24 protein-coding genes are annotated in these 21,435 nt (G+C 36.3%); 22 read left to right on the top strand and 2 right to left on the bottom strand.

Annotation, left to right across the window (positions count from 1 at the left end; translation table 11 throughout):
- Positions 1-7 precede the first annotated feature (7 nt).
- The 7 genes from WKK_RS06020 (at position 8) to map (ending at position 5,784) form a co-directional block, all read left to right on the top strand.
- On the top strand, positions 8-919 hold the full coding sequence (locus WKK_RS06020) for a helix-turn-helix domain-containing protein (RefSeq protein WP_006845201.1): 912 nt from the start codon (positions 8-10) through the stop codon (positions 917-919).
- Positions 920-937: 18 nt separating this feature from the next.
- Positions 938-1,513 (top strand): CDP-diacylglycerol--glycerol-3-phosphate 3-phosphatidyltransferase, encoded by a 576-nt coding sequence (pgsA, locus tag WKK_RS06025; protein ID WP_013989770.1) that lies wholly within the window; start codon positions 938-940, stop codon positions 1,511-1,513.
- 149 nt (positions 1,514-1,662) lie between these two features.
- Positions 1,663-2,148: a nicotinamide-nucleotide amidohydrolase family protein gene (locus WKK_RS06030; protein ID WP_013989771.1), complete on the top strand. Its 486-nt coding sequence runs from the start codon at positions 1,663-1,665 to the stop codon at positions 2,146-2,148.
- A gap of 51 nt (positions 2,149-2,199) precedes the next feature.
- On the top strand, positions 2,200-3,345 hold the full coding sequence (gene recA, locus WKK_RS06035; RefSeq protein WP_006845204.1) for a recombinase RecA: 1,146 nt from the start codon (positions 2,200-2,202) through the stop codon (positions 3,343-3,345).
- A 131-nt stretch (positions 3,346-3,476) separates the two neighbouring features.
- A complete protein-coding gene (locus tag WKK_RS06040; protein ID WP_006845205.1) occupies positions 3,477-4,169 on the top strand; it encodes a VIT1/CCC1 transporter family protein in 693 nt (230 codons plus the stop codon).
- 1 nt (position 4,170) lies between these two features.
- The gene (locus tag WKK_RS06045; protein WP_006845206.1) at positions 4,171-4,893 is read left to right on the top strand and encodes a VIT1/CCC1 transporter family protein; all 723 of its coding nucleotides are present in this window, start codon (positions 4,171-4,173) and stop codon (positions 4,891-4,893) included.
- A gap of 102 nt (positions 4,894-4,995) precedes the next feature.
- Positions 4,996-5,784 carry a type I methionyl aminopeptidase gene (map, locus tag WKK_RS06050; RefSeq protein WP_006845207.1) on the top strand — a complete coding sequence of 263 codons (789 nt, stop codon included), beginning with the start codon at positions 4,996-4,998 and terminating at the stop codon, positions 5,782-5,784.
- 53 nt (positions 5,785-5,837) lie between these two features.
- Here the strand turns inward: map and WKK_RS06055 are convergent, their stop codons facing one another.
- Entirely contained in the window at positions 5,838-6,251 is a 414-nt protein-coding gene (locus tag WKK_RS06055) for a DUF2507 domain-containing protein (RefSeq protein ID WP_006845208.1), read from the bottom strand.
- Between the two features lie 105 nt (positions 6,252-6,356).
- On the opposite strand from WKK_RS06055, the gene WKK_RS06060 reads away from it, so the two are divergent.
- From WKK_RS06060 to WKK_RS06090, 7 genes are all read left to right on the top strand, one after another.
- On the top strand, positions 6,357-7,274 hold the full coding sequence (locus WKK_RS06060; RefSeq protein ID WP_013989772.1) for an ADP-ribosylglycohydrolase family protein: 918 nt from the start codon (positions 6,357-6,359) through the stop codon (positions 7,272-7,274).
- 445 nt (positions 7,275-7,719) lie between these two features.
- Positions 7,720-8,361 (top strand): glycerol-3-phosphate 1-O-acyltransferase PlsY, encoded by a 642-nt coding sequence (plsY, locus tag WKK_RS06065; protein ID WP_013989773.1) that lies wholly within the window; start codon positions 7,720-7,722, stop codon positions 8,359-8,361.
- Between the two features lie 47 nt (positions 8,362-8,408).
- Positions 8,409-9,395, top strand: coding sequence for a ribonuclease Z (gene rnz, locus WKK_RS06070; protein ID WP_013989774.1), 987 nt, complete (start codon positions 8,409-8,411; stop codon positions 9,393-9,395).
- A 3-nt stretch (positions 9,396-9,398) separates the two neighbouring features.
- Entirely contained in the window at positions 9,399-11,705 is a 2,307-nt protein-coding gene (gene recJ, locus WKK_RS06075) for a single-stranded-DNA-specific exonuclease RecJ (RefSeq protein ID WP_013989775.1), read from the top strand.
- A gap of 27 nt (positions 11,706-11,732) precedes the next feature.
- Positions 11,733-12,260 (top strand): adenine phosphoribosyltransferase, encoded by a 528-nt coding sequence (locus WKK_RS06080; RefSeq protein ID WP_006845213.1) that lies wholly within the window; start codon positions 11,733-11,735, stop codon positions 12,258-12,260.
- Between the two features lie 154 nt (positions 12,261-12,414).
- Positions 12,415-12,669, top strand: coding sequence for a DUF896 domain-containing protein (locus WKK_RS06085; protein WP_006845214.1), 255 nt, complete (start codon positions 12,415-12,417; stop codon positions 12,667-12,669).
- A gap of 90 nt (positions 12,670-12,759) precedes the next feature.
- Positions 12,760-12,978, top strand: coding sequence for a YneF family protein (locus tag WKK_RS06090; RefSeq protein ID WP_006845215.1), 219 nt, complete (start codon positions 12,760-12,762; stop codon positions 12,976-12,978).
- Positions 12,979-13,140: 162 nt separating this feature from the next.
- On the opposite strand, the gene WKK_RS06095 is transcribed toward WKK_RS06090, so the two are convergent.
- Complete coding sequence (locus tag WKK_RS06095; RefSeq protein ID WP_006845216.1) at positions 13,141-13,764, bottom strand: lysophospholipid acyltransferase family protein; 624 nt, start codon at positions 13,762-13,764, stop codon at positions 13,141-13,143.
- Between the two features lie 123 nt (positions 13,765-13,887).
- Here WKK_RS06095 and WKK_RS06100 point away from each other — a divergent pair, with 123 nt between their 5' ends.
- From WKK_RS06100 to WKK_RS06135, 8 genes are all read left to right on the top strand, one after another.
- Positions 13,888-14,640, top strand: a complete 753-nt coding sequence (locus WKK_RS06100; protein WP_013989777.1) for a tRNA1(Val) (adenine(37)-N6)-methyltransferase — start codon at positions 13,888-13,890, stop codon at positions 14,638-14,640.
- Between the two features lie 2 nt (positions 14,641-14,642).
- On the top strand, positions 14,643-14,930 hold the full coding sequence (locus WKK_RS06105; RefSeq protein ID WP_013989778.1) for a GIY-YIG nuclease family protein: 288 nt from the start codon (positions 14,643-14,645) through the stop codon (positions 14,928-14,930).
- Between the two features lie 143 nt (positions 14,931-15,073).
- Positions 15,074-15,853, top strand: coding sequence for a 30S ribosomal protein S2 (gene rpsB / locus WKK_RS06110; protein WP_006845219.1), 780 nt, complete (start codon positions 15,074-15,076; stop codon positions 15,851-15,853).
- Positions 15,854-16,002: 149 nt separating this feature from the next.
- The gene (tsf, locus tag WKK_RS06115; protein WP_006845220.1) at positions 16,003-16,875 is read left to right on the top strand and encodes a translation elongation factor Ts; all 873 of its coding nucleotides are present in this window, start codon (positions 16,003-16,005) and stop codon (positions 16,873-16,875) included.
- A gap of 22 nt (positions 16,876-16,897) precedes the next feature.
- Entirely contained in the window at positions 16,898-17,620 is a 723-nt protein-coding gene (gene pyrH, locus WKK_RS06120; RefSeq protein WP_006845221.1) for a UMP kinase, read from the top strand.
- A 3-nt stretch (positions 17,621-17,623) separates the two neighbouring features.
- Complete coding sequence (frr, locus tag WKK_RS06125) at positions 17,624-18,169, top strand: ribosome recycling factor (RefSeq protein ID WP_006845222.1); 546 nt, start codon at positions 17,624-17,626, stop codon at positions 18,167-18,169.
- 359 nt (positions 18,170-18,528) lie between these two features.
- Positions 18,529-20,349: a glutamine--fructose-6-phosphate transaminase (isomerizing) gene (gene glmS / locus WKK_RS06130; RefSeq protein ID WP_006845223.1), complete on the top strand. Its 1,821-nt coding sequence runs from the start codon at positions 18,529-18,531 to the stop codon at positions 20,347-20,349.
- Positions 20,350-20,731: 382 nt separating this feature from the next.
- Positions 20,732-21,370: a deoxynucleoside kinase gene (locus WKK_RS06135; protein WP_006845224.1), complete on the top strand. Its 639-nt coding sequence runs from the start codon at positions 20,732-20,734 to the stop codon at positions 21,368-21,370.
- The last annotated feature ends 65 nt before the right edge of the window (positions 21,371-21,435 follow it).

Here is a 21,435-nt window from a genome sequence, read left to right on the forward strand (position 1 = left end):
AAGTGATATGGCAGACATGGGACAAAAGGGAATTGGTGAGGAACTTCAAGCTGCCCGCATTGATAAAGGGCTAACCTTAGATGATGTACAAGCACAGACGAAGATTCAAAAACGTTATTTACAAGCGATTGAAAATAATCAATTTGATCAATTGCCAGGCAAATTTTACGAGCGCGCTTTTACGCGTCAATATGCAGCAGCAGTTGGAATTGATGCTGATGATTTATTAGAACGATATGATTTAGTAGCGCCAGCTGAAAATCCAAATATGGAACAAGTTCGAGTAGATGAAGATAATGTTACTCGAGTTGGGATGCGTAGCGAAGAAAATTTACAAAAGAAACAATTGGTAAATGCTATGCCTAAAATAATCATGGGTGTTGTTGCTTTGGCGGTTGTGATCGTGGTTTGGGCGTTAGTTGCAAACTTTGCAGGTCATTCGAAATCTTCAACAGAAGATTCACATGTTTCTATCAGTAGCTCTTCTGTAGCAAATAGTTCATCAAAACAATCTTCAGATTCATCAAATGAAAAGTCTTCATCTTCTGAAGATAAGAAAAAGTCCGAAGATAAAAAGAAGTCTGATAATAAGAAAACAGAAATATCAGAACCTGCTATTGCGGGAACCACTACTACTTTTGAAGCTAAGGTACCAGCTGATACTGATCGTAAGTTGACTCTAACTGGTCAAAATGGTGATTCATGGGTATTAGTGAAATCAAATACAGGGGTGGTTTTGTATTCAGGAACCGTTAAGTCTGGTGTGAATCAGGAGTTTAATTTGAATAGTGATGTTACAAGTGTCAATATTCAAACTGGAAATGCTAATAATTTGAAGGTTAATTTCAATGATAATGATCTAAATTTGAGTAATACAACCTTAGTTTGGCATGCCTTGATTAATATCACTCAAAAATAGGAGTAAGTTAGTAAAATTATGAATTTACCAAATAAATTAACCGTTTTTAGAATCATTTTGATCCCAATTTTTGCAATTGTTTTAATGTTACCAGTTGATATATGGGGTGGTTTATCGCAATTACCTATGACGCATTTAGTGGCTGCAATTATTTTTATTGTCGCTTCGTTAACTGATACGGCTGATGGTCAAATAGCCCGTCGACAACATCTTGTAACTAATTTTGGGAAGTTTGCAGACCCATTAGCGGATAAGCTTCTTGTAATGACAGCGTTGATTTTTTTCGTCCAATTTCAATGGTTACCTGCTTGGATGATTGCTTTAATTGTGATTCGTGAATTAGCGGTAACTGGTTTAAGAACGTTAATCGTAGAAAATAACGGTGAAGTTATGGCTGCTGCAATGCCCGGTAAAATAAAAACTACTACGCAAATGTTGGCAATCATCTTTTTCTTATTACATGATTTAGGTTTTAACTTAATTCATGTTCCATTCGCGCAAATTATGATCTGGATTGCGTTATTCTTTACAATTTATTCAGGGATTGAATATTTTTGGAAAGCGCGTTTTGTTTTTAGTGATGGTTTTAAATAATTATAATATCAATTAGATACTAAACGGAGTTATCTAACATTGATTTTTCGTTTATAAAGGACTGGAAGTTTATTCCAGTCTTTTTCTTTGAAAAATATTATAATTAATTTATTAGTTAGGTGGATCCTTATTAGTTAGGAGCAATTAAAATGAAAAAGATTGAACAACTAGGTCGGTTATTAATTGAGAAAAAGCAGAGTATTACGGCTGCTGAAAGCTTAACAGCAGGAATGTTCGCTAGTGAATTAGCCAATGTCAGTGGTATTTCAACCGTTTTTTCTGGTTCCTTTGTTACCTATAGTGCCGTAGCTAAAGAGCAATTGGTGAATGTACCCATGGCTTTAGTTGAAGAATATGGAGTAGTTTCAGCACAAGTAGCTCAAGCTATGGCTAAGGGGGCGCAAGCACGGTTAAAAACAGATTGGGCCATTGGATTAACAGGGGTTGCAGGTCCCGACGGATTAGAAAACCATCCGGCTGGGACGGTTTATATTGGTGTGTCACAACCGAATGGACAAGTTAAAACTAAATTATTTAATTTAGTTGGAGATCGAATGTCTGTTCGACAGCAGGCTGTTGAATGCGGGGCGCAATTAATTTTAGAATTAATTGGGAAAGACGTTACAAAAGATTAAAATTAGGTTATACTTAATATATTGATTTTCAAATGAACGGAGAAATTAAATATGGCAACGAGTGGAAAAAATATTAATCCTAATAAAAGAATTGAAGGCAAAATTACGGATCCAAAAGCGCGACAAAAAGCCTTGGATGAAGCACTGAAAAAAATCGAAAAAAACTTTGGAAAAGGTTCAATTATGCGAATGGGCGATTCTAAATTCTCACAAATTGAAGCTTCTTCTACTGGTTCACTAAAATTGGATATTGCACTTGGAATTGGTGGTTATCCAAAGGGACGAATTATTGAAATTTATGGACCTGAATCATCTGGTAAAACTACTTTGGCTCTACATGCTGCTGCAGAAATGCAAAAAACAGGAGGAAATGTAGCTTATATTGATGCGGAAAATGCGATGGACGTGGAATATGCTAAGGCATTGGGCGTTAATATTGATGACCTTTTACTTTCACAACCAGACACTGGAGAACAAGGTCTATCAATTGCTGATGCGTTGATACAGTCATCTGCGATTGACTTGATTGTTATTGATTCCGTGGCTGCTTTAACACCTAAGGCAGAAATAGATGGTGAAATTGGTGATGCGTCTATGGGATTGCAAGCCCGAATGATGTCATCTGCCTTAAGAAAGCTTTCAGGCTCAATTTTGAAAACGGAAACTACAGTTATCTTTATTAATCAATTGCGGGAAAAAATTGGAGTTATGTTTGGAAATCCTGAGACTACACCTGGAGGTCGTGCTCTTCGTTTCTATTCAACGGTTCGTTTAGATGTTAGACGTCGAGGTGGGATTGATGGAACTAAACAAGACGGTGAAGATGTTAAGTCAGTTGGTAATTTAACTAAGATTAAAGTTGTCAAAAATAAGGTTGCAGCTCCGTTTAGAGAAGTTGAAATTGAGATTATGTTTGGAAAGGGAATTTCTAAAACTGGTGAGATGATTGATCTAGCTGTAGACAAAGATATCATTAAAAAAGCTGGTTCTTGGTTCTCATATGAAGGAGAGAAGATTGGCCAAGGTAAGGTCAATGTGATGCGATGGTTAGATGATCCAGAAAATAAAGCTATTTATGATGAAATTATGAAGCGAGTTTTGGATGAATACTTTAAGAAACCAACGGATGAATCACCTGAAGAAAATAATACAGATACATCAGAATCAGATGAGGCTGAATTAGAGATTGAAGAATAATAAATTATTTTAATCATTGTTGATTAAAGCGGGATGAATTTGTCCTGCTTTTTTTATGTTATTCGTTTTTTAACCCCATTTTTGGTATACTGGTTTTAGTTTAAAATGATTATAAACTAGGAGTGAATAATATGAGTAAGAAAAAACAAAGCTTAGCGCAACGAAGTAATATTGTCCGAGCAGCGGTGATGGGTGCTAATGATGGCATTTTATCAGTTTCTGGTATTGTGATCGGGGTTGCAGGAGCTACAACTAATTCTTTCGCCATTTTTATTGCTGGTTTTGCCGGAGCATTAGCTGGGACGGTCTCAATGGCGATGGGTGAATATGTTTCAGTTCATTCGCAAAATGATGCGCAAAAAAAAGCGGAAGAAACCCAGTCACAACGTTTAGAAAATGATTGGCAATCTGAATTTGATTATGTTCAAAATAAATATGTAGTCGCAGGGATTAAGCCAGAATTAGCTCACCAAGCAACTAAAGAAATGATGGCCCAGGATGCTTTAGGAACAACCGTTCGAGAGCGATATGGGTTTACTTTGAACCAAGAGATGGATGCTATTTCGGCTGGGCTAGCCTCGATGGTTTCTTTTCCATTAGGATCCATTTTACCTATGATAGCAATTACACTTTTACCAGCTAAGATGCATCTTAACATCTTGGGTACGGGTGTAGCTGTGGCGCTTGCTTTAGCTATTACTGGTTCTTTGGCGGCTCGACTTTCAGGAGCTAATTTAAAGCGTGCGACATTCAGGAATGTAATAGCTGGGATTTTTACTATGATTATAACGTTCGTAATTGGAACTTTGATGGGGGAGATTTAATATGAATTTGTCAGCAGATGAAGAACGCCTAATGCAGTCGGGTGTACAAAAACGTGAAAAACTTACATTAGAGGAACGTTTAAACGTGGTTCGAGCTGGAGTTTTAGGAGCTAATGATGGGGTATTGACCGTTGTTGGGGTTTTATTTTCAGTGGGAGCTGCGACTAATAATTCATTTACCCTTTTAATTGCTGGAGTTTCAGACCTCTTGGCTTGTGCATTATCCATGGCGTCGGGAGAATATGCATCAGTGAGCTCTCAATCAGATGCTGAAAAAGTTGTGGTTCAAAAAGAAGCACAACGTATTAAAGAGCAACCCGAACTGGTTGAAAATGATTTGCAAGAATTTTATGAAGGTCGGGGAGTGGCTAAACAAACAGCTAATTTAATTGCTAAGGATTTAATGAATAAACAGCCATTAACAGCTATTTTGGGAACCAAATATGATGTGCAGCTAGGACATTATGTCAATCCATGGGAAGCGGCCTTTTCGTCAATGATCTGTGCAGCTCTGGCAGGTTTAGTGCCACTGCTATCAATGGTTTTATTAAGTCGAACAAAGGGGATGTTAGTAGCTATTTTAGCCACTACGATTGCTTCGGCTATTATTGGCTGGGCTAGTGCTAAATTAGGCAAAGGTTTCGTTAGAAAGTCGGTTATCCGGAATATCATTATTGGACTTTTAACAATTACGATTCATTATGGAATTGGATTGTTGTTCTAATGGTTGGTATGAGCGGAACTAGACAGAATAAAGTCATTGATTTTAACTTAAATTAACCTTTTAGCGTTATAATAATAGTTAGTATAATAACGGAGGAAAATTATGATAACTTTAAAATCAAAACGTGAATTAGTGGCGATGGAGAAATCTGGAGCAATTATTGCTGGAATGCACCAAGGAATGAAAAAATTAATCAAACCTGGTCTATCGACTTGGGAAATTGAGGAATTTGGTCGGCAATATATTGAAAGTCATGGTGGTCGCGCCGCACAAATTGGTTTTGAGGGATTCAAATATGCAACCACTGTTTCTGTCAATGATGAAGTGGCACACGCCTTTCCAAGAAAAGGATTAATTCTTAAAGATGGTGACTTGGTTAAAGTTGACACTGTAGTTGAATTAGATGGAGCTTATTCTGATTCTGCTTGGAGTTATGCTGTGGGGAATGTTTCACCAGAAGTTCAAAAATTGATGGATGTCACACTAGAGGCCCTTTATATTGGAATTGACCAAGCTCAGGTTGGGAATAGATTAGGTGATATTGGGGCAGCAATTAATCACTTTGTTGAAGATGAACATGGTTATGGAAATGTTCGTGATTACATTGGCCATGGAATTGGTCCAACGATGCACGAAGAACCAGCTGTGCCTCATTATGGAGTAGCAGGACGTGGCTTGCGGTTGAAGCCTGGAATGACGATTACAATTGAACCTATGGTAAACATGGGTGGCTTTGAAGTTGAAACTTCAAAGGAAGATGGTTGGACTGTTCGGACGATTGATGGTTCATGGTCAGCTCAGTATGAACATGTTGTAGCAATTACAGAAGATGGGCCTAAGATTTTAACTTCACAAGATCCAATCTTTGATGCTAAATATTTATTAAAATAAATTAAAAAAATCATCTTATCAGTTTTAGTACTGACTAAGATGATTTTTTAATTTTATTCATCCATGTGGGCGGATTCGATAGTCAAAACGGTAAAAATAACTGTGTCTTTGTCGAATTCAACTTGGGCTTCTGCGCTTGAACCAATTTGTTGCTCTGTTTGTTGAGCTAGAAAGCCAGCTTCTAAGAAGAAATCAGGCTTTGATGATTCAGTCATCCGGGTTTCTACTAATGATCCAGTTAAAAACCATTTTTGACTAGTTGCTTTTTGAGATTCGATGTTTAGAGTCCCAAAGCCAGCATCATTGAAGAAATTAATCACTGCACTAATTCCTTTTAGCGGAAATTCACGCGCTAAATTTTTACCAGCCCAGTACGTAATATCACTAAGATCATCGGTTAACAGATCTGGTAGTAAATGATCTCTTAACAACGTAATTGGAAAAATATTATTATTTTGATCAGCCATATGACGCTCCTTTTTATACTTCTTATTATAACGAACAGAATTCAATTTGCCAAATAGGTTGCAAAAATGTTACAATTTTTTAATGGAAAGGATGGGTAATTAAATATGGACTTACCAAATAATCCATTAATTAATAGCACCCTTGGGATGCTTGATGGTGATTTATTAACACAAAAGCATCTACCATTAGAGCAAAGACGTTGGAGTAGTGGTAGTTCGTTAGCCCTTGCAACGATCGATGCTTTATCAATCAGTTATGATATTAATAAGATAATGCAGGCTTTTGAAGCATGGTATGAACACGGTAAGTATACAGTGGATGGTCATATTCAGATTGCAGGTAAGACAACAAAAAAAGCTTTAGATGATTATTTAATTAAACAGGATCCTTTTTCATCAGGTGGATCTTTAGAGGATGATAATGGTAGTGGAGCCTTAGCTCGAATTCTGCCGATGGTCATTTATATTTATAGCCATTATGGGTCAGATTTTGTAAATAACGAAACGGCCATGTTGACATTACATCAAGTAGCGGGTTTAACGCATAATCATCCTCGTGGACTGATGGGGATTGGTTTATATGCTATTTTAGTTGGGCAAATTTTAGATGGGTTTGATTTTGAAAATGCTTTAGATCGAGCAGTTGGAATTTCATATGAATATTATTCAGAACATGGTTTATTTGCTGGTTTCTTAAAGGAGCTAGATAATTTAAATACTCCTGATTTTAGTAGCCAACCGCAAAGCGCCTTAAACGGTAGTGGTTACATTATTGATACACTGGAAAATTTGGTGTGGATTTTATTAAATACTCATTCATATCAAGAGGCGATTCAAGCTGCTGACCAAGTTAAAGGTCCTTCTAAAAAAATTGTACCAATTGTGGGATCAGTAGCAGCTTTGATGTACGGAAGACCTAATGATATTAACGTTATGAAACGCCTTGATGCTGCTTTTGACGTTAAAAATATGCTATTTAAAGCTAATCAAAGTGGTGAATTTGTCATTAAAGTGCATGCTTAATTAAAATAATAGATTAAAACATACATTGATGAGAACAGTTGAAATAATTGTTCTTATCTTTTTTATTTTATAATTATATGTAATCTATTTTAAATAATTTATTATAATCTTTTATTATATATGGTTAAAAAGATTAAATTCATTGCTAGATTATCAGTAAGCCTCAATAAATAATGGTAAATTAAAAAATATTGCTAACTTGATAGCGTTATAATATTGCTAAACAGTCTAATTAATTGATAAACTAGGTAAGAAAATGGTAAAATTATCTAGTTTTTTGAATTTAAACTTATTTTCAATAACGAGCGTTTAATTTTATTAAAAATACAATGTGATTATTATGGATCAAATATTTAAGTGATTTGGTACTTAAAAAGGCTGATACATTGGCATAGTTCAAAGAATTTTAGTTTTATGCCACACATAATAAAGCATAGGAGAAAAAATGCAAATATTTAAAATTATTGTCGGTATTTTGGCGGCTTATTTTTTAGGGTCAATTCCTTTTGGATACCTCATTGGTAAGTACGTTTATCATAAGGATATTATGCAAGTTGGTTCAGGAAATATTGGAACAACCAATACTTTTCGCGTTTTAGGCATGTTTCCGGGGTTAATAGTATTTATTCTAGATGTTTTAAAGGGGACTGTTGGTGGGCTTTTAGCTTACTTAATATGGTCACCATTGCCAGATAATCGTCACTATTTGATTTTGGCAGCTGGAGTGATTGCTGTTTTGGGGCATACTTTTTCAGTTTGGTTAAATTTTAAGGGTGGTAAGGGTGTAGCAAGTTCATTGGGAATTTTATTGGCTTATTCACCCAAGTTATTTGTAATTTCATTAGGTATATTTTTAATTTGTTTATTACTAACCAGTATTGTTTCAATTAGCTCACTTTTGAATTTTTTCTTTAGCACTATTGTTTTTTGGTATTATGATGAAAAATTTTTAGCTTTAGTGGCGGCTATTTTGATGGTCTATGTTACTTATCTACACCGTAGTAATTTAGTACGTATGGTACATGGCAAAGAAAATACTGTTAAATTTGGAATCCCATATTGGATCAGGCAAGCGAAGGTAAAGTAAATCAATTTAAATGATCTAGGCTAATTAGAAAGTAGGCAATAAATTTTATGCAATTGGAATTTTTAGGAACGGGAGCTGGTTCTCCTGCACGTTATCGCAACGTGACCAGTGTGGCTTTAAGGCTATTAGAAGAATTAAATGAAGTGTGGTTATTTGATGCAGGCGAAGGAACTCAACATCAGATGCTTCGTTCAACAATTCGGCCACGCAAAATAACCAAAATTTTTGTTACTCATTTACATGGGGATCATATTTTTGGGTTACCAGGATTATTGTCTTCACGCTCTTTTCAAGGCGGTGATGATCGTTTAGATTTGTATGGGCCACATGGGATTAAGCAATATGTTGAAACCAGCTTGAGGCTTTCGCAAACGCACCTAACTTACCGAATTAACTATCATGAAATTAGCGATGACGGTGGAGTAGTTTTTGAGAATGAAAAATTCCGTGTTTTTGCTTTGCCACTTGATCATCGAATTTTATCATTTGGTTATCGTATCGTTGAAGCTGATCATGAAGGTGAATTATTGGTCGATCGATTAAAGGAGTTAGAAGTGCCAGCTGGTCCTCTTTATGGAAAGTTGAAGCATGGTGAAGATATTACTTTGTCGGACGGAAGAATAATTTATGCTAAAGATGTAGTTGGAAAACCTAAAATTGGGCGGATTGTGACGATTCTGGGAGACACGCGAAGGACACCTAATATTGATGTTTTGATGGATCAGGCTTCAGTTGTAGTACATGAATCAACTTATGGCAAAGATGAAGCTAAATTAGCGCGGTCATACCATCACTCAACGAATTTGCAAGCTGCACAAGCAGCTACGAATCAACATGTAGGGCGTTTATTATTGACTCATATTTCAGCGCGTTACCCTGGACGTTTAGCAAATGAATTAGCTTATTCAGCACAATCAGTGTTTAAAAATACACGGGTAGTTAATGATTTTGATGTCTATGAAATTCCGATGGGTAAGCAAGATAACTCGGGACCAATTAAAATTCAAATTGAACCAGATGAAAAAGAGGAATAAACAATGATTGAACCACAGTATCAGTGGCAGCTTGATCAACTGCCTCAAGATGAGCGGGTGTCTCAATTACAAAAGCAGATTGGAGCACAGCCTTTAATCGCACAATTGTTGGTATCACGAGGATATGAAACGCCAGAGGCAGTTCAAACTTTCTTAAATCCAACTTTGGATGATTTAATTGATCCATACGAGTTACATGACATGCAAAAAGCTGTTGATCGAATTTTTTCGGCCATTGATCAAGGCGAAAAAATTGTTGTTTATGGTGATTATGATGTTGATGGAATTACTGCTACCACAATCATGGTTTCAGCTTTAGAAGTATTGGGAGCTGAAGTTGATTATTATGTTCCAAACCGTTTTAAAGATGGATATGGTCCGAATGTAGAAGTCTATAAAAATTTGGCTGAACAGGGGATGCAACTACTGATTACAGTGGATAACGGAATTAGTGGTAAAGCAGCGATTGAAACGTTGATGCAATATGATGTTGATGTGATTGTAACGGATCATCATGAACTTCCTACTGAATTGCCGTCAGCTTTAGCTATTGTACATCCGCAATTTCCAGAACATCCATATCCTTTTACTGGCTTATCAGGAGCTGGAGTAGCCTTTAAGGTTGCCTCTGCTTTATTAGATGCTCCAGCAGATGAATGGCTAGATTTGGCAGCTTTAGGAACGGTTGCTGATGTAATGCCGCTAACGGGTGAAAATCGAACCATCGTTAAACTGGGCCTAGCTAATCTCAATGAGATGCAACGTCCTGGAATCGCGGCGTTACTTCAGCTAGCTAAAATATCAGTTGATAAATTAGATGCTAAAACAATTGGCTTTCAAATCGCCCCCCGTTTAAATGCGATTGGTCGAATGGATGATGCTAAGCTCGGGGTACAACTATTATTAGCTGAAGCTGAGAAACCGGCGTTAGAATTGGCTCAGACCATTGATCAAGCTAATCAAGAACGCAAAAAATTAGTTGAATCGATCGCTGAAGCTGCTTTAGAACAAGCTAAAAACCAATTTTATTCAGATTCAGTTTTGGTATTAATGGGTGAAAACTGGCACGAGGGTGTACTAGGAATTGTTGCGGCTCGGATATTAGAGGCAACTGGTAAGCCAACGATTGTCCTAAATCAAACAGGCGCAATCGCTAAAGGATCAGGCCGTTCACTTGCTGCTTTCGATTTGTTTTCGGCGATGGATCCTCATCGTGATTTGTATTTGAGTTTTGGAGGACATGCTTTAGCCGCGGGGATGACCATCTCGGTGGACCAAGTTCCTACTGTTCGTAAAATGCTAAATGAAGCCGCGGTTGAACAAGCATTTGATTACCAGCAAAAAAAGGTTATAACATTAGCTGGTAACATTAATAGTAGAAATTTCAATTCTGATTTTTATGAACAATTACAACTACTTGGCCCGTTTGGGGAAGGTAACCCAGAACCAGTTTTTGCATTGGAATTAGATGGTGTTCAGAATGTCAAAACGATGTCAGAGGGTAAACATTTACGATTTACAGGGATGGATAAGCGACAATTGATTCCTGTAGTGGCATGGCAAAAAGGCGCCCTGGCAAATGAATTACAAGGCCATTTTAAGAAAATGACGGTTGTTGGAACCTTAGATCAAAATACATATCGAGGATCAACCAGCTATCAATTAATGTTTAAAGATATTGAAGCTTCTGGGTCAGCATTGATTGATGCAAGGACTACACATTTAACTAAGCCCATGTTTAGCAAGCCTGCTACTTACTTGTTTTTTAATCATAATCTACAAAAACAATTGACTCCTTTAATTTCAAGTGCTGGGCAAGCGATGTGGTGGGAAGATGCTTTCAATGTAACACAAATTGATCGGGCCATTTTTGTCGATTTACCACACACTTTAGATGAATTACATCAAGTTTTGGCATATGTCGAAATTGGTAGCTGGGAAACGATTTTTTATACTAAAAATCCTGCCTATTTACAAAAAATTCCAACTCGAAATGATTTTTCGAAATTCTTCAAATTTATTCAGCAACAAAATTATATCGATCTTAAAAATCAATTTCAGGCGATGGAACAATATTTAAATATGGACGAATTAATGTTGAAATTGTTAATTAAAGTGTTTTTGGACGCAAAATTTGTTACAATTGAAGACGATTTCTTAAAAAAAGTAGAAAAACCGGATAATGTTGATTTAACAACTATGCCGTCTTATCATAATTTTTTACAAAAAAGGGAAGTGGAAGCTAAATTAATTTATAGTACCACGGCCGAATTAGAACAATTGCTAAATGAATTAGCACAAGGTGATTAATTTAAATCATCGACATAGGAGCTTAAAATGACAATGGACTTGCATGAATATATTGCATCTATTCCCGATTTCCCAAAACCAGGAATAACTTTTCGAGATATTACCCCTTTGTTAGCTGATACTAAGGCTTTCAAATTTACAATACATGAATTAGCCGCTTATGCTAAAGAAAAAGGAGCAACCGTAATTGTTGCTCCAGAATCTCGAGGCTTTTTGTTGGGAACCCCAATGGCTTTTGAATTAGGGGTTGGATTTGTTCCAGCTCGTAAGCCTGGAAAATTACCACGTGGAACGGTTTCAGAGAGTTATACTTTAGAATATGGTTCAGCAACCTTGGAGATGAACTCTGACTCGATTAAGCCAGGGGATAAAGTCGTGGTTGTTGATGACTTATTGGCAACTGGTGGTACTATCGCAGCAACTAATAAGTTAATTGAACGTTTGGGGGGTGAAGTGGTAGGTTTAGCTTTCCTCATTGAACTAACTGAATTGCAAGGCCGTGAAGTCCTCAAGGATTACGATATTAAGACCTTGTTAACTTATGAAGGTGAATAATAAAGATACAAATGACCATTTAAGCGAGATAAATCTCATTAATTGGTCATTTTTTTGATAATTTTGATGATAAATATTTATTATGACAATATTTTAATAAAATATAATAAAAATGGTATAATTATAAAAATATTAAAATTGGAGGCCAAATGATATGAGTGAAGATAATCATATGTTAGCAGTGCGCGAAAGAATTAATGAATTAGCAGCTAAGGCTAAAACCCCCGCAGGATTAACGAAGGAAGAAATGGAAGAACGACGGGCTTTACGGGCTGAATTTTTAGAAAATTTCCGGTCATCGTTCCGTTCTCAAGTGGAAATGTTACAAGTCTTTGATAAAGATGGTAAAGAAGTCACTCCCGATAAAGTTAAAAATATTCAACGCGAAAAAGGCTTACGTGATAACTAGTTAATATTTTATGGATCTTAACTAGTATTCTAGGCTAGATTTGATACAATTAAATATGATTAAAAAAATAAGTTAGGTTAAGGTAAAGACATGAGTACGTCAATTTGGATCGTTATTGTTGTTATTGCATTAATTGTAGGAGCCGTTTTTGGTTTCTTCATGGCACGTCGTTCGATGGAAACTTATTTGAAGAAGAATCCACCAATTTCTGAAGAAATGATGAAGTCTATGATGACTTCAATGGGTCAAAAGCCTTCACAAAAGAAATTGGCTCAAATGATGGCTCAAATGAAAAACCAACAAAAATAAGTAAACATATAAAAAAGCTGAGACACTTTTGCCTCAGCTTTTTTGATTAAATTTATTTTCCCGATTGGTGTCGATGATTAATGTGTTAAAACATTGTATGAATTATCAAAAATAAAACGATCAGGCATTGGATATGCAAAGCTTGATCGTTATGAGATTAAATTATTTTTTATGTTGATCGATGTATTTAAAGTCCGGATTAATACTTTGATCTAAGGCGTTGAAAGAATCCTTTAAAATTTGATCAAACTCTTGACTAGCAAGTTCTTTATTTTTTGAAAAACTTAAAGGGTCGATTGGATCACCATATGCTAAAGTGACATTATTGCGCTTGAAGAGTCCGCTAAACTTCAAAGGACCTTGATAAACAAGTGGAACAATGGGCTTTTTTGCCATTCTTGCAATGAGGAGTGCTCCGTCCTTCATGTCAGATGAGTGTCGAGAACCAGAAGGGAAAATGATTAAACTCATATTGCCTTTTTTTAAACCCTTAACTGGAATCTTTATTACAGATGGGCCAGGATTATCACGATCTACTGAGAAACCATTTGCATGGCGGATAATCCAACCAATAATTGGATTTTTGAATAATTCTTTTTTAGCCATAAACATATAAACTGTGGGATAACCCACTGCAGCGAAGAATAGGGGATCCCACCAAGTGCGGTGTGGACCGACGAGAACATATTCGCTATCGGGAACTTTATCCTGATTTAATACGGTGACTTTTCCGTTAATTAACCAAATTAGACCCCGAACAATATGGGCCGCAAATTGATAGAACATATTAAAAATACCTCTTATTTTCTTAAATCATAACTTTTATTATCCCACAAAATGGAATTGGTTGACAATTAATAAATCGAATTGGAAAATAAATAAGACATAAAAATGGACGGAGAAATTAAAATGACGATTGAGTTACGAGCTGATGAGCGATTGGATATGCTATATCGGGATGAAATTCAAATTATTCAAAGCCATTCAGTGTTTTCATTTTCACTGGATGCGGTTTTATTAGCCCATTTTGCTAATCCGCGAAATGGTGGACGTGGAACTACTGTAGACTTAGGTACAGGTAACGGAGCTATTCCATTATTTATGGCTCACAAGGTAACTGGTCAGATCATTGGGGTTGAAATTCAACCACGGTTAGCTGATATGGCTCAACGTTCGGTTCAATTGAATGAATTATCAGATAAAATTAAAATTATTAATAAGGATATGCGTGATGTTTTTTTTGATATTAAACCTGGTTCAGTCGAAAATGTGGTTTCAAACCCACCTTATTTTGAAGCAACGGAAAAATCACATAAGAATCCAAATCAACACTATGCCATTGCACGTCATGAAATTAAGGCTGATTTGAATTTAGTGACCCATACAGCTAAAAAATTACTTAAATCTGGGGGCCATTTTTTTATGGTTCATCGACCTGATCGATTATTTGAAATTTTAGATGCTTTAAGGGACAATAATTTAATTCCAAAAAGAATTCAATTTGTTTATCCTAAGGTGGGAAAGGAAGCTAATATTGTTTTAATAGAATCAATCAAAAATGGTAAATTAACTGGAGCGCAAATTCTACCACCAATCATTACGCATCAAGATAACGATGAATATCGAGATGAAGTTTTAGCTATTTATGAAGGCCGGGCTTAAAAATGCCGGATAAAAAATATTATATGTATGTGCTCCTAACTGCTGATAATACATTTTATGGGGGTTTCACTGATAATGTATTACGAAGATTAGCGGTGCATGAAGCTGGCAAAGGGGCGAAATATACTCGACCCAAAAAAAGACATCCATTACATTTAATTTATTCTGAAAAATTTGAGACTAAAGGGGATGCTTTGAGAGCGGAGGCTGCTTTTAAAAAACTAACCCGGTTAAAAAAAGAGACTTTTTTACTTGATCATGGTGTGGATTGGAAAAAATTAAATAATTGACAACTTTAATGCTTCAGCGTAAAATTTGTTATTGGTTTAATAACCAAAAATACTCACTAAATCTAATAGTTGAACGGGTGCCGTTTCGGTCGTCGAACTACATGCGGATTTAGGTGGAAAAACAATTTGGAGGAATTTTACTCATGGCAGTAATCTCAATGAAGCAATTGCTTGAAGCTGGTGTCCACTTCGGTCACCAAACTCGTCGTTGGAACCCAAAGATGGGTGAATATATCTTTACAGAACGTAATGGTATTTACATCATCGACTTACAAAAGACAGTTAAGATGGTTGACCAAGCATATAACTATGTTCGTGATGCCGCTGCTGATGGTGCAATTGTTTTGTTCGTTGGAACAAAGAAGCAAGCACAAGATGCAGTTGCTGAAGAAGCTACACGTGCAAACATGTACTTCGTGAACCATCGTTGGCTTGGTGGAACTTTGACTAACTGGACAACAATCCAAAAGCGTATTTCACGTTTGAAGGAATTGCGTTCTTGGTCAGAAGATGGAACTTTCGATCGTTTGCCTAAGAAGGAAGTTGCATTGTTGACAAAGCAACGTGAAAAGTTGGAAAAGTTCTTGGGTGGAATCGCTGATATGCCACGCATCCCAGATGTATTGTATATCGTTGATCCACACAAGGAACAATTGGCTGTGCAAGAAGCAAGCAAGTTGAATATTCCAATCGTTGCTATGGTTGATACAAATGCTGATCCTGATCAAATCGACGTTAAGATTCCATCAAACGATGATGCAATCCGTGCCGTTCGTTTGATCACTGCTAAGATGGCAGATGCAATCATCGAAGGTAATCAAGGTGAAGATGCTGTTGCTGAAGAAGCCTTTTCTGAAGAAGGAGCTGAAAAAGCTGCTTCTATTGAAGAATTGACTGAAATCGTTGAAGGCGACAACAAGTAATTATCTGCTTTAAATCAAGCTGAGGACATTAGGACTCGGCTTTTTTTATAGCTTGATCAAAAATCACTGGTGTAACAGTGTTAAAACACTGTTAAATTGTGTATAATTAACTAGATAAAAACTTATATATTTAAAGGAGACCATTTACAATGGCAATCAAAGCTGCACAAGTTAAAGAATTACGTGAAAAGACAAACGTGGGAATGATGGACGCAAAAAAGGCGTTGGTAGAAACTGACGGTGATATGGAAAAGGCAATTGATTTCCTTCGTGAAAAGGGAATGGCTAAGGCTGCTAAGAAAGCCGGAGCTATCGCTGCTGAAGGAATGACTTATGTTGCTGTTAAGGGCAACTTTGCTGCAATTATCGAATTGAACTCACAAACTGACTTCGTGGCTGGCAATAAAGAATTTAATGATTTGTTGCATGCCGTTGCGGAAACAATTGTTGACGCAAAGCCAGCTACTGTTGAAGAAGCGCTTGAATTGCCAATGGCCGGTAAGACTATGAACGAAGAAATCATCCACACTACGCAAATTACTGGTGAAAAGATTACTCTTCGTCGTTTTGCAGTTATCGAAGCTAAAGATGGTCAAGTTTTGGGAGCCTACTCACACATGGGTGGACGTATTTCTTCATTAGTTTTGCTTGATGGAGCAAATGCTGAAGTGGCTAAGGATGTTGCAATGCACGTTGCTGCTATTAACCCACAATATGTTTCACGCGAAGAAGTCCCTGCTGATACTTTGAGTCACGAAAAGGAAATTCAATTAGCTGCTGAAGACTTGAACGGTAAGCCAGATGCAATCAAAGAAAAGATCGTTGAAGGACGTTTGAACAAGTTCTTGTCAGAAATTTCATTGGTTGACCAAGCTTTCGTTAAGGGAGATGGTGAAACTGTAGCAGCTTATGTTGAAGGACAAAATGGTAAAGTTCTTTCATTCGTTCGTTATGAAGTTGGTGAAGGAATCGAAAAGGCAGAAAATGATTTTGCGGCTGAAGTTGCAGCACAAATTAAGTAAGATTTGATAGGGGTGCATAAACATGGCAGACGTAAAGTATAAGCGCATTTTATTAAAGCTATCAGGGGAAGCCATGGCTGGTGATAAGGGTTTTGGAATTGATCCTGAAACAGTTAATAGTATTGCTGCTGAAATTAAAGAAGTTTATGAGTTAGGGATTGAAATTGCTATTGTTATTGGTGGTGGAAATCTTTGGCGTGGTGAAAATGGTGCTCAGCTAGGAATGGAACGTGCCCAAGCTGATTATGTTGGGATGCTTGGAACTGTGATGAACGCTCTTTCTTTGCAAGATTCATTGGAAAATATGGATGTTCCTACACGCGTACAAACCGCAATTGAAATGCGTCAAGTCGCGGAACCATATGTTCGTCGTAAAGCAGTTAGGCATCTTGAAAAAGGGCGCGTTGTTATTTTTGGAGCTGGAACGGGTTCACCGTACTTTTCAACCGATACGACTTCTGCCTTACGTGCCGCTGAAGTTAATGCCGATGCGATTTTGATGGGTAAAAACGGGGTGGATGGTGTCTATAACGATGATCCACGTAATAACCCAAATGCAGTTAAGTATGATAAATTAACGCACATGGACGTTTTGTCGCAAGGTCTTAAAATCATGGATTCAACGGCTTCAACGCTCTCAATGGACAATGATATTGATCTTGTGGTCTTTAATTTGAATACGCACGGCAATATTAAACGCGTTGTTTTGGGTGAGAACATCGGAACAACAGTTGGAGGAAAATAAAGCATGGCAAATCAAATTTTAGAAAACACTAAAGAACGAATGGAAAAAGCCGGTATGGCTTTGCAAACTCAACTTGGTAAAATTAGAGCTGGAGTTGCTAATCCATCAATTTTAAGAGATGTTAAAGTTATGTATTATGGAGCCGAAACACCTTTGAATCAAGTTGCTTCAGTTTCAGTACCAGAAGCACGGATCCTTTTGATTACTCCATTTGATAAGACAGCATTAAAGGATATTGAACAAGCTATTTTTGCTTCTGATTTAGGATTAACTCCTACAAATGATGGTTCAGTTATTCGTTTGGTTATCCCTGCTTTAACTGAGGAAACTCGTAAGGATTTGACGAAAGAAGTTAAAGCTGAAGCTGAAAAAGCTAAGGTTGCAGTTCGTAATGTTCGTCGGGATGCTTTGGATCAAGCTAAAAAAGAAGAATTATCAGAAGATGAGTTGCGTAAGATCGATAAAGATATTCAAGGCTTAACTGATGATGGAGTTAAAAATATCGAAAAAATTGCCGCTTCTAAGGAAGCCGAACTTTTGAAGATTTAATATAACTTGTATGTTTTTATAATTATATTGAATTAATTTATATAATTTAATGCATAAAAATGATAAAATAACCTTACTTTAAATTTAAGTAAGGTTATTTTTTTACCTATAAACTAATAAATTATATGTAAAAAATTGGATAAAGTGAATTGGTTATACTAATAAAAAGTGAGTGTTTATAACATTTCTGAGTTAAAATAGCATTATTTTTATGTAATCAATGTATACCAATTTATACCATTTATAAAAAATAAACATTTTAATTAGTTGACTTGATGCGATCCGAAGGTATAATTATACTTATAATTTAAAAAATAAAAAACTATACCAATTTATAAAAGGTATGAGGGAGAATTTAAATGTATTATTGCGGAATTGTTGGTTATACAGGAACACAAAAAGAATCAGCGCCAATCTTATTAAAGGGCTTGGAGAAATTAGAGTACCGTGGATATGATTCAGCTGGTGTTTTTATCCCTAATCAAGATGCGACTGGTGATGAATTAGTCCGTCAAAAGGGACGTGTAGCTGATCTTGAAGCCTTATTGGCTGACAAAAATGTAAATGGTAAAGCTGGAATTGCGCATACCCGTTGGGCAACTCATGGTGAACCTTCTGTTAGAAATTCACACCCACAATACTCTGAAGATGAAAAATTTTATTTGGTTCACAATGGAGTGATTGAAAACTTCATGGAATTAAAAGAACAATATCTTTCAGATGTAACTTTCCAATCTGATACTGATACAGAAGTGGCTGTTCAATTGATTAGTAAGTTTGCTCGTGAAGACAATTTATCAACTTTTGATGCTTTCAAAAAAGCCATTAATTTATTTGGCGATTCAGCTTACGGTTTCCTTTTGATGGATCAATCAGAACCAGATCGGATGTATGTTGCAAAGCGTAAGTCACCATTGTTGATTGGGGTTGGATCTGACTTTAATGTAGTGACTTCTGATGCGGTTGCAATGTTGGATGAAACACATGACTTTATTGAGTTGCTTGATGGTGAAGTTGCAATCATTGATCCAAAGCAAATTCAACTTTTTAATGCTGACGGAGAAGCGGTTGAACGTGAACCATTCCATTTGGATATTGATGCTTCAGAAACTGATAAGGGAATTTATCCTTACTACATGTTAAAGGAAGTTGATGAGCAACCGGTTGTAATGCGTCGTTTGATGGAACGTTATTTTGATGATCAAGGAAATGCTTTGATTGGAAAAGCTATCTTAGATGAAATTAACGCTGCTGATCGAGTTTACATCATCGCTGCTGGGACTTCATACCATGCTGGACTAGCAGGAGCTCGCTTGTTTGAACAATGGGCTAACAAGCCAACCAGTGTCTTTATCTCATCTGAATTTGCTTATGAGGAACCTTTGTTGTCAGAGAAGCCATTCTTTATTTTCTTGAGTCAATCTGGTGAAACTGCTGATTCACGTGAAGTTTTGCAAAATATCAATGAAGCTGGATACCACTCATTGACGTTGACCAACGTTGAAAAGTCAACGCTTTGGCGTGAAGCAACGTACGCTTTGCCATTATTGGCTGGACCTGAAATTGCGGTGGCTTCAACAAAAGCTTATATCGCACAAATTACTTTGGAAGCAATCTTGGCTTATGCTTTGGCAGGTAAGCAAGACCTTAATTTGATGGAAGAATTATCAAATATTGCGGTTGCAATTCAAGCTATTGTTGATGATAAGGATACTTTTAAGCAAGTTGCTAATGAAATGTTAGTGCCAGCATCGACAAATAGTGCATTTTACATTGGTCGTGGTGTCGATTCAAGCGTAGCCTTAGAAGCGGCATTGAAGTTGAAGGAAATTTCATATGTTCAAGCAGAAGGCTTTGCAGCTGGAGAATTGAAGCATGGAACTTTGGCTTTGATTGAAGAGGGAACTCCTGTGATTGCCTTAATTACTCAACCAAAGACGGCAGGTCTTGTTCGTGGGAACTTATCAGAGACGACAGCACGTGGATCACGTTCTTATACCATTGTTTCGAAGTCTTTGGCAAAGGAAGGCGATGGTTATGTTTTGCCAGATGTTGATCCTTTGCTAGCACCATTAGTTGAAGTTGTTCCAACACAATTATTGGCTTATTACACTTCACTTGGTCGTGGATTGGATGTTGATCGTCCACGTAACTTGGCTAAGTCAGTTACTGTTCAATAGATAAAAAATTTGTATTGAAAAGCCCGATCACATTTAGTTGTGGTTGAGCTTTTTTGCGTTATCTTTTTATTTAAATAATGTTGGATATCATTTAAACGCAATAAATTTGTTATTGAAATTTTAAGTTTATGCTAATAATAGGATTTAATCTAATCTATTTAAAAGTGCCTTATCATGAACTCATATTTATAAATGAAATATTTACAAATGGATATAATGACTGAGGTAAAGCCATTTTAGTACATTCAAACCGTTGGTCATAACATAACTAATTTAATAAATGAAGTATTGTATTTAAAGTTTTATTTGGGTAATATAGTTATAGCAAGTTTCCTAACGCTATGTTAGGTTAAAGATAAAATTTAATGAAAGAAGGACAATCATGGTGATTATTACGGCAGGCATGATTGGGGTTGGTAAGACAACCTTGACAGACTTAATTGCAAAACATAAGGGGACACAAGCTTTTTTTGAGCCAGTGGGAGAAAATCCAGTTCTACCATTATATTATGCTGATCCTAAGCAGTATGGTTTCTTACTGCAAATTTATTTTTTGAATAAGCGTTTTGCCATGATTAAAAAGGCGTTAGTAGACGATAATAATGTCTTAGATCGTTCCATTTATGAAGATGCTCTTTTCACACAAGAAAATCATAGTTCAGGTAATATTTCTGATGCTGAATTAGATGTTTATATGAAATTATTAGATAATATGATGAATGAATTGAGTGGTATGCAAAAAGGTCGTCCAGACTTGATGGTTTTCGCTGATGCTGACTTTGATACGATATTATATCGAATTAAAAAGCGAGGTCGTGATTACGAACAATTTGATGATAATGCTGACTTAAGAGATTATTATTTTAAAATGTGGAGTGCTTACCAACAATGGTATAAAGATTACGATGCATCTCCGAAGATGCGAGTAGATCTTCAAAAGTATGACTTGGAAGATCCAGAGAGTCAAAAAATAGTATTAAAGATGATTGACGATTATTTGGAAGAGTTAGAAGTACAATAAATAATATAAAGCTGGGCCTTAATTTTAATATAAGAGCTACGGCTTTTTTTCATGGAAAAATTTAT

Origin of the sequence: Weissella koreensis KACC 15510 (assembly GCF_000219805.1) — a bacterium.
Taxonomy (GTDB): Bacteria; Bacillota; Bacilli; order Lactobacillales; family Lactobacillaceae; genus Weissella; species Weissella koreensis.

Coding starts and splice junctions, on each gene's coding strand:
- WKK_RS06105 (WP_013989778.1), top strand. CDS start 14,643: ATGCCGGATAAAAAATATTATATGTATGTGCTCCTAACTGCTGATAAT.
- pgsA (WP_013989770.1), top strand. CDS start 938: ATGAATTTACCAAATAAATTAACCGTTTTTAGAATCATTTTGATCCCA.
- rpsB (WP_006845219.1), top strand. CDS start 15,074: ATGGCAGTAATCTCAATGAAGCAATTGCTTGAAGCTGGTGTCCACTTC.
- recJ (WP_013989775.1), top strand. CDS start 9,399: ATGATTGAACCACAGTATCAGTGGCAGCTTGATCAACTGCCTCAAGAT.
- glmS (WP_006845223.1), top strand. CDS start 18,529: ATGTATTATTGCGGAATTGTTGGTTATACAGGAACACAAAAAGAATCA.
- pyrH (WP_006845221.1), top strand. CDS start 16,898: ATGGCAGACGTAAAGTATAAGCGCATTTTATTAAAGCTATCAGGGGAA.
- WKK_RS06080 (WP_006845213.1), top strand. CDS start 11,733: ATGACAATGGACTTGCATGAATATATTGCATCTATTCCCGATTTCCCA.
- WKK_RS06055 (WP_006845208.1), bottom strand. CDS start 6,251: ATGGCTGATCAAAATAATAATATTTTTCCAATTACGTTGTTAAGAGAT.
- map (WP_006845207.1), top strand. CDS start 4,996: ATGATAACTTTAAAATCAAAACGTGAATTAGTGGCGATGGAGAAATCT.
- WKK_RS06100 (WP_013989777.1), top strand. CDS start 13,888: ATGACGATTGAGTTACGAGCTGATGAGCGATTGGATATGCTATATCGG.
- WKK_RS06030 (WP_013989771.1), top strand. CDS start 1,663: ATGAAAAAGATTGAACAACTAGGTCGGTTATTAATTGAGAAAAAGCAG.
- WKK_RS06045 (WP_006845206.1), top strand. CDS start 4,171: ATGAATTTGTCAGCAGATGAAGAACGCCTAATGCAGTCGGGTGTACAA.
- rnz (WP_013989774.1), top strand. CDS start 8,409: ATGCAATTGGAATTTTTAGGAACGGGAGCTGGTTCTCCTGCACGTTAT.
- plsY (WP_013989773.1), top strand. CDS start 7,720: ATGCAAATATTTAAAATTATTGTCGGTATTTTGGCGGCTTATTTTTTA.
- tsf (WP_006845220.1), top strand. CDS start 16,003: ATGGCAATCAAAGCTGCACAAGTTAAAGAATTACGTGAAAAGACAAAC.
- WKK_RS06135 (WP_006845224.1), top strand. CDS start 20,732: ATGGTGATTATTACGGCAGGCATGATTGGGGTTGGTAAGACAACCTTG.
- WKK_RS06040 (WP_006845205.1), top strand. CDS start 3,477: ATGAGTAAGAAAAAACAAAGCTTAGCGCAACGAAGTAATATTGTCCGA.
- WKK_RS06095 (WP_006845216.1), bottom strand. CDS start 13,764: ATGTTCTATCAATTTGCGGCCCATATTGTTCGGGGTCTAATTTGGTTA.
- recA (WP_006845204.1), top strand. CDS start 2,200: ATGGCAACGAGTGGAAAAAATATTAATCCTAATAAAAGAATTGAAGGC.
- frr (WP_006845222.1), top strand. CDS start 17,624: ATGGCAAATCAAATTTTAGAAAACACTAAAGAACGAATGGAAAAAGCC.
- WKK_RS06085 (WP_006845214.1), top strand. CDS start 12,415: ATGAGTGAAGATAATCATATGTTAGCAGTGCGCGAAAGAATTAATGAA.
- WKK_RS06060 (WP_013989772.1), top strand. CDS start 6,357: ATGGACTTACCAAATAATCCATTAATTAATAGCACCCTTGGGATGCTT.
- WKK_RS06090 (WP_006845215.1), top strand. CDS start 12,760: ATGAGTACGTCAATTTGGATCGTTATTGTTGTTATTGCATTAATTGTA.
- WKK_RS06020 (WP_006845201.1), top strand. CDS start 8: ATGGCAGACATGGGACAAAAGGGAATTGGTGAGGAACTTCAAGCTGCC.